Below are 11,315 nucleotides of genomic sequence, written 5' to 3' on the forward strand. Positions count from 1 at the left end.
TCGGGGGCGAGCACGTGGCGGCAGCCCGCCTGGGCGAACAGGTCGGCGAGCTGTCCGTCGGCCAGCGCCGGGGACGGCAGCAGGAACGGCCGCTCGCTGAGCAGGCACGCCAGCGCCAGGGCGATCGCGCCGGGCGACTTGGGGGCGAGGATGCCCACCGGCTCCCGGGCGGGCGCGCCGAGCAGCGCGATGCGCTCGCGTTCGCGCCCGGCCGCCTCGTACAGCTCGCGGTACGTCGTCTGGTGGCCGTGCCACAGCAGCGCGGGCGCGTCGGGGTGCTCGCGCACCTGGCGCAGGAAGCCCGCGAGCAGCGTGGGCGTGGTCATCGCAGCTCCACCCAGCCGGCCTTGACCGCGGGCCCCTTGGGGGTGCGGCAGGTGAAGCGGACGACGGTGGCGTCGGTGTCGGGCTGGAAGGTGATGTCCAGCGGCACGCCGGGCGGGACCGGGGCGGAGAAGCGCCCGCTGACCGCGCGGACCCGGGAGACGTCGCCCCCGGCGTAGCGGTCGGCGACCTCCTCGACGACCAGGGCGACCACGCTCATGCCGTGGGCGATGACGGTGTCGAAGCCGGCGCCGCGGGCGGCCTCGGCGTCCAGGTGGATGGGGTTGAGGTCGCCGGAGGCGTGCGCGTAGGCGCGGATCGTCTCGGGGCTCAACTCATGGGTGGCGGTTGCCGGTTCGCCGACCGCTCCGCTGGGGCTCGGGGCGGTGGAGGCCGGTATCTCGCCGAACGGCTCGATGCCCTCGGCGCCCACCAGCAGGGCGCTGGTGACGAGCTCGGCCAGCGCGGAGCCGTCCTCGGCGGTGAGCCGGGTGCGCACCGCGATGCGGGCGCCGCGGGGCTCGCGGCGGGCGCCGAGCACGTCCAGGGCGACGGTGACCGGCTCACCCGGGCGGACCGGCCGCTCGACGCGGATGTCCTGGCCCAGGTGGACGACCGAGACGTCCTGGCCGCCGGCGAAGGCCCGTACCGTCTCGTCGGCCGCGGTGTGGCCGAGGACGAAGGTGTGGACCGGGGAGGCGTCCGGGTGCGTGGCCGGCGCGAGGCTGACGCGTACGGCGGTGCGGTACGCGGCGATCTCCTCGGCGCTCGCGGTGCGGACGCTCGTGGTCGCGGTCGCGGGGGTCGTCGTCATACCGGCGTCACCACCAGGGAGGCGTTGTGGCCGCCGAAGCCGAAGGAGTTCGACAGGGCGGGCCCCGAGGGGATGGCACGGGGCTTGCTGTGGACCACGTCGATGTCCAATCCGGGCTCCAGGCGTTCGTGGTTGGCGGTGGGCGGCACCTCGCGGGCGCGCATCGCGCCCACCGCGGCGATCAGTTCGACGGCGCCGGCGGCCCCGATGAGGTGGCCGATGACGCCCTTGGGGGCGGTGACGGGGGGTCCGTCGGGCCCGAAGACCTTGTTGAGCGCGGCGGCTTCGGCCCGGTCGTTGTGCGGGGTCGAGGTGCCGTGCGCGTTGATGTGCGCGATGTCGGCGGGGGTCAGGCCCGCGTCGGCGATGGCCGCGGCCATCGCACCGGCCGCGCCCGCGCCGTCCGGCAGGGGCATCGACAGGTGGTAGGCGTCCGCGGTGGAGCCGTAACCGGCCACCTCCGCGTAGAGGTTGGCGCCCCTGGCCCGCGCGTCGGCGGTGCGCTCCAGGACGACGAACCCGGCGCCCTCCCCCATCACGAACCCGTCCCGGTCGGCGTCGAAGGGCCGCGAGGCGCGCTCGGGCTCGTCGTTGCGCAGGGAGACCGCGTTGAGGTTGCCGAACCCGGCCAGGGTGACCGGGGTGAGCGTGCACTCGCAGCCGCCGGCGACGACGACGTCGGCGCGGTCGGCCTGGAGCAGGGCGATCGCGTGGCCGATGGCGTCGGCCCCGCTGGCGCAGGTGTTGGCGATGGTGGTGGCGGGCCCGGTCCAGCCGAGCCGCATGGCGATCTGCGCGGCGGCGGCGTTGGGCATGGTCAGCAGCGGCATCAGCGGGTTGACCCGGTGCGGGCCGTCCGTGGTGAAGTGCGCGGACTCCTGGTCGCTGGTGGCGCGCCCGCCCACCGCGTTGCCGACGACGACGGCGGTGCGCGCCGGGTCGGGCGCCGGGGCTCCGGCGTCGCGGTGGGCGGCCAGCGCCGCCGTGGTGCCGTACAGCGCGAAGGGATCCATCCGCCGGGCGTCCTTGGCGGACACCAGGCCCACGTCGTCGAGGCCGCGGACCCGGCAGCCGATGCGCACCCGGTGACGGGTGAGGTCCAGGTGGGTGAGCGGGGCGGCGGTGGACCGGCCGGCGCTCAGCGCGGCCCAGAGCTCCTCGGGGGTGCAGCCCGCGGGGGTGACCACGCCGAGGCCGGTGATCGCGACGGCGGGCCTGGTGTGCGTTGCCATGGTGTACGTCCCTGTCATGCGGTGGGTCAGGGCCGGTCAGGCCGGGATGATGCCGACCTCGCGGGCGGACTTGAGGAACGCCTCGGCCGCGAAGTCGATGTCGGCCTCGGTGTGCCGGGCGGTGACGGCGATGCGCAGCCGGGCCAGGTCGTTGGGCACCGCGGGGGTGACCACCGGCAGGCCGATCGCGCCGTTCCTGCGCAGCGCGGTGGCGAGGTCGTACGCCTTGTCGTCGCTGCCGGCGATGAGCGGCAGGACGGCGGTCTCGCTGTCCTGGGTGCGCAGTCCCTCGGCGTTGATGATGTTCCGCAGCCGCTCCGACTGGTGCTGGATGTGGGCGACCCGCTCGGGCTCGCGCTGCATGATGCGCAGCGACTCCAGGGCGGCGCCGGTCTGGGCGGGGCCCAGGGCGGCGGAGAACAGGAAGGGCCGCGCGGCGTAGCGCAGGTGGCCGATCAGCTCGCTCGGGCCCGCGACCCAGCCGCCCATGGAGGGGATGGCCTTGGACAGGGTGCCGAGCTTGATGTCGACCTTGGCGGTCCAGTCGAAGTGCTCCTCGATGCCGCGGCCGGTCTTGCCGATCACGCCCAGGGCGTGCGCCTCGTCGACCATGAGCAGCGCGTTGTGCGCGTCGCACACCTTGCGCAGCTCGGGCAGCGGGGCGATGTCGCCGTCCATGGAGTAGACGGAGTCGACGATGACCAGGCGGACCCCGCCGGGGTCGGCGGCGGCCAGCCGCCGCTCCAGGTGGTCCACGTCGTTGTGGCGGAACCGGGTGACGGTGGCGCCGGAGAGGCGGCAGCCGTCGACGATGCTGGCGTGGTCGTACTTGTCGATGAACACGGTGTCGCCGGGGCCGACGATGCCGCCGACCGTGCCGACGTTGGCCGCGTAGCCGGACCCGAAGACCATCGCGGTCTCGCGGTCGGCCACCCGGGCCACCTCGGCCTCCAGCTCCTCGTGCAGCGGGATGGAGCCGGCCAGGGCGCGCACGCCGTGGTTGCCCGTCCCGTAGCGGTCGACGGCCGCCTTGGCCGCCGCCACGACCCGCTCGTCCCCGGCGAGGCCCAGATAGCTGTATCCGGACATCATCAGGAGGCGGCGGCCGTCGAGGTCGGCGTAGGCGCTGTCCCGTTCGACCGTGTAGGCGACGAAGCTGTTCTTGCGGTCCGGCTCCCACTCGAGGGCCTGCACGCGCCGGCGTGTGGCAGCCAGCTTCGGCTCCAGGCGTTCCCAACCTCCGGATGCGTTCACGTACCTCTCCTCATCCACTTCTCGTTTGTGTCTCGCGCTCGTCTTTTCTAGAGGGGCACCCGCAAGACGGGCGCAATACCGCTCGCGCGCCGCTCGAATTTCCCTTTAATTAAGCGGAGTTGAAGCCCAGGCAAATACCGGAAGGAAGGGTTCCAAGATTTTGATCTCATTCCCACCGGTATGTTTTCGGCGGTGGTTGAACCTGGCGACAAACCGCCGGTACGGTCAATGAGTTGGGAAAGGGAGCACACCCGGCGGGGCGGTTCGCGATAATCGCCCGCTCCCGCGCGGCCTCCGTGAATTCGGAAGCGCCCCGCGCGAGTTGTGACCGCGCGTCGCCGACGTCATGGGGGAGTGGAGTCCGCGTTGTTGATCAGACTCATCGGTCTCGTCACGATCGAGCACGACGGTTTCCCGCCGCAGCACCTCTCCAGCGCCCAGGCCCAGGTGGCCTTCTCCCGGCTGATCCTGGAGCGCTCCGCGGGCACCAGCCGCGACCAGCTGGCCGACACCGTGTGGCCCGACGGGCTGCCCGACACCTGGGCCTCGGCCCTGCGCAGTGTCGTCAGCCGGGTCCGCGGCTACCTCACCAGTCCACTGCAGAAGCCCGGCGAGACACCACTGATCGCCCAGAGCGGCCGCTACGTCCTGCGGCTGCCCGACGACGCCGCCGTCGACCTGGAGGCCGCCGAGACCTCGGTGGCCGAGGCCAAGGCCGCCTTCGGCGAGGGCGCCCACGCGGTCGCCCACCAGCTGTCGGCGGCCGCGGTGACCAATCTGCGCGGCTCCTTCCTGCCCGCCCACGAGGGCGAGTGGGTCAACGGCGTGCGCGAGCGCGTCGACGAGCTGCGCCTGACCTCGCTGGAACTGGCCAGCCTGGCCGCCTCCTCGCTCGGCGACGAGCACCACGCGGTGCGCTACGCCGACGAGGCGGTGCGCCGGGCCGCGTTCCGCGAGAGCGCCCACCGCTGCCTGATGACCGCGCACTCCACGGCCGGCAACCGCGCCGAGGCGCTGCGCGCCTACCACCAGCTGCGCGAGGTCCTCGCCGACGAGCTCGGCATCGACCCCGCGCCCGAGACCCAGCGGGCCTACCTCGACCTGCTCAACGCGCCCGAGCCGGCCCCGCCGCGCCGCAGGCCCTCCCCCTCCAGGACGCCGGTCGACGCCCTCGACCCGGTGATCATGGGGGCCTTCGAGGCCCTCACCCCACCGGCCCGCTGAGCCGGCCCCCGCACTCCCCCACCCGCCCGCCGCACCGCTCGCGGCACGGCCCGGAGGACGGTCCGCGGTACTGACCAGCCGTTCAGGCGGAATTCCGTACGGAAGCGATTCCGGTACGGGATTCCGCCTTTTCGCGTGCCGCGCGCACGGACCCGGGAACGCGGGAGTGGTCCGGCACCCGCCCCGGTGCCGGACCACTCCCGTCATTCACGTACCGCATCCTGCGTCAGGTGATGGACACCCCGCTGTCGATGCTGATGACCTGGCCCGTCATGCAGTCCTGGTCCAGGAAGAGCGAGGCGCTGCGCGCCACCTCCTCCACCGTGACGAAGCGCGGGATGGGGGCCTTGTCCTCCATTCCGTCCTTGACCCGGTCGGGCAGGTCCTTCGTCATTCCGGTGATCATGAATCCGGGCGACAGGGCGTTCACGGTCACCCCGCGCCGGCCGCACTCGGCCGCCAGCGTGCGGGTGAAGCCGATCAGGCCCGCCTTGGAGGCGGAGTACGCGGTCTGGCCCGCCGTCGCGATCAGCCCGGACGGCGACACCACGTTGACCACCCGTCCCCACCGCTGCCGCAGCATGTGCGGGACCGACACCCGCGCGGTGTGGAACGAACCGATCAGGTTCGTCTGGATGACCTGCGCCCAGTCCGCCGGGTTCTGCATCGCCATCAGCTGGTCCTTGCGGATCGCGCCGTTGTTGACGAGTACGTCGACCGGACCGAGCGCCGCCTTGACCTCCTCGTAGAGCGCGGTGACGGCCTCGTACGAGCCCACGTCACCGGTCACCACGACCGAGTCGTTGTGCAGCTTGTCCTGGACCGCGCGGGCCGCGGCCTCGGAGCTGTTGTAGTGGACGGCCACCCGGCAGCCGAGCGCGTCCAGTTCGATCGCCAGGGCCTGTCCGAGTCCACCGGACGCACCCGTCACCAGGGCGACCGGCTGCTCGGGCCGGGTCCCGGCCGGCTTGCCGCTCATTTCTTCCCTCCGCCCCACTCCAGCAGGACCGATCCCCACGTCATGCCCGCGCCGAAGCCCGCCAGCAGCACCAGTTCGCCGTCCTTGATGCGACCCTCGTCCAGGGCCTCGGTCAGGGCGATCGGGATCGACGCGGACGCCGTGTTCCCGTACTTGTGCAGGTTGGTGATGAGTGCCTCGGGCTTCAGGCCCGTGTGACTGAGGATCGAGTTGATGATCCGTATGTTCGCCTGGTGCGGGATGACGTGCTTGACGTCCGCCGCGTCGACCTTGGCGTTGGTCAGCGTCTCCCGCACCGTGCGCACGGTGTAGCGCACGGCGTTGAGGTAGATCTCGTTGCCGTTGATCTGGGCGTAGTGCAGCCCCTGGCGCACCGTCTCCTCGGTGGTCGGCATCCGGCTGCCGCCGGCGAGCACCTTCAGGGAGCCGGTGCAGCTGCCGTCCGCGCCGAGGTTCCAGGCCAGGACCTGGTCCTCGGCCGCCGGTTCGAGCACGACCGCGCCCGCCCCGTCACCGACGAGGATGGACAGGTCGCGGTCGGCCGGGTTGGCCGTCAGCGTGTGCGTGTCGGAGCCGATCAGCAGGATCGGGCGCGGGTCAATCTTGATCAGCGCCATCGCCTGGACCAGGCCGTAGACGAAGCCCGCGCACTCGGAGTTGACGTCGTGCGCGCTGCCGGCGATGCCCAGTTCGTGGTGCACGAACGCGGACGTCGCCGGCGACGGCTGTTCGGGCGTGGCGGTGGCGACGATCAGGTGCGCGATGTCGTCACCGCTCAGCCCCGCCTTCTCCAGTGCGCGCCGTCCGGCCTCGACAGCCAGGGAGGCAGTCGTCTGGCCCGGCCCGACGGCCCGCCGCTCATGGATCCCGCACCGGCTGACGACCCAGTGTTCGTCGACGCCGAAGCGTTGCGCGAGCTCCGTGCTGGAGACGACGCGCTCGGGTACGGACATGCCCCACCCGGTGATGTCGAAGCCGCTCAAGGCAGTCTCCCGAGGGTTCAGGCCTGGGCCGGCACGAGGGCCAGGATGCGGTCGTAGACGACGCGGAGCGTGGTGGTGTCGTCGATGTCCGCGAACAGGGACTCGTCGGCCGGGATCTCCGGGTACTTGTTCTGGAAGCCGTACAGCCACTCCATCAGGTCCAGCGAGTCCACGTCCGCGATGTGCTGGAGCGGGTGGTCCGGGTCGACCTTCTCGGCGCCCGAAACGGCCTCGAGCTGAGCGGCGAGTTCTTCGATGGTGGGCAGCGACATGGTGGTGAGGTCCTCTCTAGCGGGTCTGGCGTCTTGGTGCTGAACTCAACTCCCCCACCCGCAATCGGCGCGCAACAGCGCCGCCCTGCGTTTATGTTGCACGCCTCTTGCGGGCCAGGGAGTTATGTCGTCCCCGACAGCCGTACCCCGGACAGGAGTTGAGGACGAAAATGACGACGGTCGCAGACAGGTCCGTGCCCGAGGTCGACGCGATCCGGCACCACTACGAGGTCAGCAACGACTTCTACCGGCTGCTCCTCGGCCCGACGATGATGTACTCGGGCGGGTACTGGGAGGAGGGCGAGGGCCTGACCGAGGCGCTCGACGAGGCCCAGGAGCGCAAGCTCGACAAGTTCATCGAGCTGGCCAACGCCCAGGGCGCCCGCCGCGTGCTCGACGTCGGCTGCGGCTGGGGCACCATGATCAACCGTGCCACCACCGTGCACGGCGTGCAGGAGGCCGTCGGCCTCACCCTGAGCCGCACGCAGGAGCAGTTCATCGCCGGCCTGAACAACCCGCGCCTGACCACCCTGGTCCAGTCGTGGGAGGACCACACCACCGAGGACAAGTACGACGCGGCGTTCTGCATCAACGCGCTGGAGCACTTCGTGTCCTCCACGCTGCCGCCCCGCGAGCGCACCAAGAAGTACCGGGTCTTCTTCCAGAAGGTCGGCGCCACGCTGAACCCCGGTGCCCGCTTCGTGCTCCACACCATGACCGCCGAGGCCCTCCCGATGAACCGGGCGCTCCTCGACGACCTGAAGTTCCTGCAGCGCTCGGAGTTCGAGAACTGCCACATCCCGCACCTGCACGAGCTCACGCAGGCCGCCGAGGGCCTCTTCGACGTCGTCGAGGTCGTCAACGAGCGCGAGTCGTTCGCGGTCGCCTGCCGCGCCTGGCTGGAGCTGCTGGCCGCCCGCCGTGACGAGGCCGTCGCCCTGGAGGGCGAGGAGGTCGTGTCCCGCTTCGAGCGCTACCTGGACATCTTCGCGTACACGCTCGAGGACAAGTTCTTCAACAACTTCCGCGTCACCATCGCACGCCGCTGAGACGCCTGAAGGAGAGACTGACGTGACGAGCATTCTCGAACCGGCGCGCAGCGACGGCAGTTCGCTGCCGCTCGCCGACCGCACCGGCGGAGGACCCGGCCGGCACCTGCGTGTCGCGGTCATCGGCACCGGATTCTCCGGCCTCGGCATGGCGATCCGGCTGCTGCAGAAGGGCGTGGACGACTTCCTCGTCTTCGAGCGCGCCGACGAAGTGGGCGGCACCTGGCGGGACAACACCTACCCCGGTGCCCAGTGCGACGTGATGTCGCACCTGTACTCCTTCTCGTTCGCCCAGAACCCGGGCTGGAAGTCCACGTTCGGCAAGCAGGAGGAACTCTTCTCCTACCTGAAGGACGTCGCCGACCGGTTCGGGGTGCGCCCGCACATCCGCTTCGGCCACGAGCTCCTCGGAGCCCGCTGGGACGAGCCGACGCGGCGCTGGCACATCGAGACCTCCCAGGGCGACTACACCGCCCAGGTGCTGGTCTCGGGCACCGGATACCTCTCGGAGGCGGCGGTCCCCGACATCAAGGGGCTCGCCGACTTCGAGGGGACGGTCTTCCACTCCTCGCGCTGGAACCACGACCACGACCTGGCCGGACGCAACGTCGCCGTGATCGGCACCGGCGCCTCCGCCATCCAGTTCGTACCCAAGATCCAGCCCGAGGTGGGGCGCCTGGACCTCTACCAGCGCACCCCCGCGTGGATCGGCCCCAAGAACGACAAGCCGACCTCCCCGCTGCAGTCCAAGCTGCTGCACAACGTGCCCGGCTACCAGAACTTCCGGCGCAACTTCAACATGTGGGGCCGCGAGATCCTGGCCTTCGTGATGAAGCGGCCCAAGGTCGCCGGCAAGATGCAGAAGATGGCCAGCGACCACCTGCAGAAGTCGGTCGCCGACGAGGCGCTGCGCGCCCGGCTCACGCCCGACTACGTGATGGCGTGCAAGCGGCTGCTCTTCTCCAACACCTGGTACCCGGCCATCCAGAGCGACAACGTGGACCTGGTCACCGACTCCATCAGCGAGGTGCGGGCCAAGTCGATCGTGACGGCCGACGGCACCGAGCGGGAGATCGACACGATCATCCTCGGCACCGGCTTCAAGGCCACCGACCGGCCGGTCGCCGGACGCATCACCGGGCGCGGCGGCGAGCTGCTGCGCGACGTGTGGCGCAAGGACGGCATGGCCGCCCACCGCGGCACCACCGTGGCCGGCTTCCCCAACCTGTTCCTCCTCCTCGGTCCCAACACCACGCTCGGCCACTCCTCCCAGGTCGTGATGATCGAGGCGCAGATCGCGTACGTCATCGACGCCCTGGCCCACATGGAGAAGCGCGGCCTGGCCTCGGTGGAGGTCCGCAAGGAGGCGCAGGACGCCTACAACGAGCGGCTGCAGGGCCGCCTCGACGGCACCGTCTGGAACGCCGGCAACTGCAAGAGCTGGTACCTCGACGAGCACGGGCGCAACCCCTCGATCTGGCCGACCTACACCTGGCGCTTCCGCAGCCAGACGAAGCGGTTCGACCCGAGCGAGTACCAGCTGGCCACGACCGTGGGTGCCGGGAGACCGGCTCTCGACCACGCCTGATTCAACGGGAGACACACGCAATGAAGAGCACCCTCTCGCGACGCAGGGTCCTTGGCGGGATGGCCGCCACCGCCGCGACGACGGTCGTCGGCTGGTCGGCCGCGTCCCAGTCGTGGGCGACGGAGGCCGACGTGGCCCGGGGCGTCAAGCCCACCCCGGTCCCCGCCCTCGACGGCACCCTCACCACCGCCGCCGCGGACCTGGAGCGCTTTAAGCACGACTTCGGTCGGCTGAAGAACTCGGCGCCGTGGGCGGTGCTCCGCCCGGGCTCCGACCAGGACATCGTCAAGATCGTCAACTACGCCCGGGCGAACAAGCTGAAGATCGCGGTCAACGGGCAGGGCGGCACCGGCAACGACCAGGAGTCGCACTCGGTCTACGGCCAGGCGGCGGTTCCCACGGGCGGCATCTCCATCGACGCCCGTGCGATGTCGAAGATCCTGAGCATCAACGACACCAACGCCGAGGTCCAGGCGGGCGTCACCTGGGGTCAGCTGACCGACGCGGCGATAGCCAAGGGCAAGACGCCGCCCGCCCTGCCCGACTACCTCCACCTGTCGATCGGCGGCACCATCTCGATCGGCGGGATCGGCGGGACCGTGCAGAAGTACGGCCTGCTGTGCGACAACGTCCACTCGCTGGACGTGGTCACCGGCACCGGCGAACTGGTCAAGGGCCTGTCGGCCTCCAACCGCCCGGACCTGTTCAACGCGGTCCTCTCCGGCGGCGGCCAGGTCGCGGTCATCCTGCGCGCCAAGGTGAAGCTCGTCGCCGCGCCCCAGCGCTCGGTGGTCTTCAGCCTCTTCTACGACGACCTGGCGACCTACCTCGGCGACGCCGAGAAGGTCATGGCGGACAACCGCTTCGAGGTCCAGGCCGGCGAGATGCTGCGCGACGCGGGCAACACGCGCTGGCGCTACAAGATGGAGGTCGCCGCCAACTACTCGGGCACCACCGTGCCGGACCGGGCCAAGCTGCTGGCCGGACTGCGGGACGTGCGCGCCGAGGCGGTCATCGAGGACGTCAGCTACCGGGACTACATGTTCCGCCTCGACGGCTACGAGACGTACCTCAAGGAGAGCGGCCACTGGTTCCAGCCCAAGCCCTGGCTGAGCCTGTTCCTGCCGGCCTCCAAGACCAGGCAGTTCATGCAGGCGGTGGAGAAGGAGCTCAACGCCGACAGCCTCGGCGGCGGCTTCCTGCTCTTCTACCCGTACCTCACCTCGAAGGTGAAGCGCCCGCTCGCGGTGCAGCCCAACGAGTCGGTGGGCTACCTGTTCGACCTGCTCCGCTTCCCCAACCCCGGGGACACCACCATCCCGAAGATGCTGGAGCAGAACCGCCGCCTGTACGACCTGGCCGTGGCGCTCGGCGCCAAGCGGTACCTGGTCGGCGCGATCCCCGGCATGACGCCGGCCCAGTGGAAGACCCACTTCGGCTCGCGCTGGGACGCCTTCAACAACGCCAAGCACAAGTACGACCCGGCCAACATCCTGACGCCGGGACAGGGATTCTTCGGCTAGGGAGTCTCCGGCCGGGCCCGTCCGGGCCCCGCCGGGGCAGTGGGGAGATTCAGGACAAGGGCGGGTACGACCA

Annotated in this window: 11 protein-coding genes; 4 read left to right on the top strand and 7 right to left on the bottom strand. The window is 70.9% G+C overall.

What is annotated here, in order from left to right; genetic code table 11:
* From ABT160_RS45115 to ABT160_RS45130, 4 genes are all read right to left on the bottom strand, one after another.
* Positions 1-326 (bottom strand): AMP-binding protein (locus ABT160_RS45115; RefSeq protein WP_351655733.1); only part of this gene is annotated, 326 nt, incomplete at its 3' end.
* Positions 323-1,138 carry a MaoC/PaaZ C-terminal domain-containing protein gene (locus ABT160_RS45120; protein ID WP_351655735.1) on the bottom strand — a complete coding sequence of 272 codons (816 nt, stop codon included), beginning with the start codon at positions 1,136-1,138 and terminating at the stop codon, positions 323-325. The genes ABT160_RS45115 and ABT160_RS45120, both read right to left, overlap by 4 nt.
* Positions 1,135-2,370: a beta-ketoacyl-[acyl-carrier-protein] synthase family protein gene (locus ABT160_RS45125; protein WP_351655737.1), complete on the bottom strand. Its 1,236-nt coding sequence runs from the start codon at positions 2,368-2,370 to the stop codon at positions 1,135-1,137. Before ABT160_RS45125 ends, ABT160_RS45120 begins: the two co-directional genes overlap by 4 nt.
* A gap of 36 nt (positions 2,371-2,406) precedes the next feature.
* The gene (locus ABT160_RS45130; protein ID WP_351655740.1) at positions 2,407-3,624 is read right to left on the bottom strand and encodes an aminotransferase class I/II-fold pyridoxal phosphate-dependent enzyme; all 1,218 of its coding nucleotides are present in this window, start codon (positions 3,622-3,624) and stop codon (positions 2,407-2,409) included.
* Positions 3,625-3,993: 369 nt separating this feature from the next.
* Between ABT160_RS45130 and ABT160_RS45135 the strand changes: the two genes are divergently transcribed.
* Positions 3,994-4,848, top strand: a complete 855-nt coding sequence (locus ABT160_RS45135; protein ID WP_351655742.1) for an AfsR/SARP family transcriptional regulator — start codon at positions 3,994-3,996, stop codon at positions 4,846-4,848.
* 226 nt (positions 4,849-5,074) lie between these two features.
* Here ABT160_RS45135 and ABT160_RS45140 read toward each other — a convergent pair whose 3' ends face one another.
* Genes ABT160_RS45140 through ABT160_RS45150 form a run of 3 tightly spaced genes read right to left on the bottom strand, consistent with a single transcriptional unit; the run spans position 5,075 to position 7,082 of the window.
* Complete coding sequence (locus ABT160_RS45140) at positions 5,075-5,827, bottom strand: SDR family NAD(P)-dependent oxidoreductase (RefSeq protein ID WP_351655744.1); 753 nt, start codon at positions 5,825-5,827, stop codon at positions 5,075-5,077.
* Entirely contained in the window at positions 5,824-6,810 is a 987-nt protein-coding gene (locus ABT160_RS45145; RefSeq protein ID WP_351655747.1) for a 3-oxoacyl-ACP synthase III family protein, read from the bottom strand. Before ABT160_RS45145 ends, ABT160_RS45140 begins: the two co-directional genes overlap by 4 nt.
* Before the next feature lie 17 nt (positions 6,811-6,827).
* The gene (locus ABT160_RS45150) at positions 6,828-7,082 is read right to left on the bottom strand and encodes a hypothetical protein (RefSeq protein WP_351655749.1); all 255 of its coding nucleotides are present in this window, start codon (positions 7,080-7,082) and stop codon (positions 6,828-6,830) included.
* Positions 7,083-7,252: 170 nt separating this feature from the next.
* On the opposite strand from ABT160_RS45150, the gene ABT160_RS45155 reads away from it, so the two are divergent.
* Genes ABT160_RS45155 through ABT160_RS45165 form a run of 3 tightly spaced genes read left to right on the top strand, consistent with a single transcriptional unit; the run spans position 7,253 to position 11,242 of the window.
* Positions 7,253-8,131, top strand: coding sequence for a class I SAM-dependent methyltransferase (locus tag ABT160_RS45155; RefSeq protein ID WP_351655751.1), 879 nt, complete (start codon positions 7,253-7,255; stop codon positions 8,129-8,131).
* 22 nt (positions 8,132-8,153) lie between these two features.
* Positions 8,154-9,719: a flavin-containing monooxygenase gene (locus ABT160_RS45160; protein WP_351655754.1), complete on the top strand. Its 1,566-nt coding sequence runs from the start codon at positions 8,154-8,156 to the stop codon at positions 9,717-9,719.
* Positions 9,720-9,739: 20 nt separating this feature from the next.
* On the top strand, positions 9,740-11,242 hold the full coding sequence (locus ABT160_RS45165; protein WP_351655757.1) for an FAD-binding protein: 1,503 nt from the start codon (positions 9,740-9,742) through the stop codon (positions 11,240-11,242).
* The last annotated feature ends 73 nt before the right edge of the window (positions 11,243-11,315 follow it).

The sequence above is a fragment of the Streptomyces sp. NPDC001941 genome (assembly GCF_040296945.1).
GTDB lineage: Bacteria > Actinomycetota > Actinomycetes > Streptomycetales > Streptomycetaceae > Streptomyces.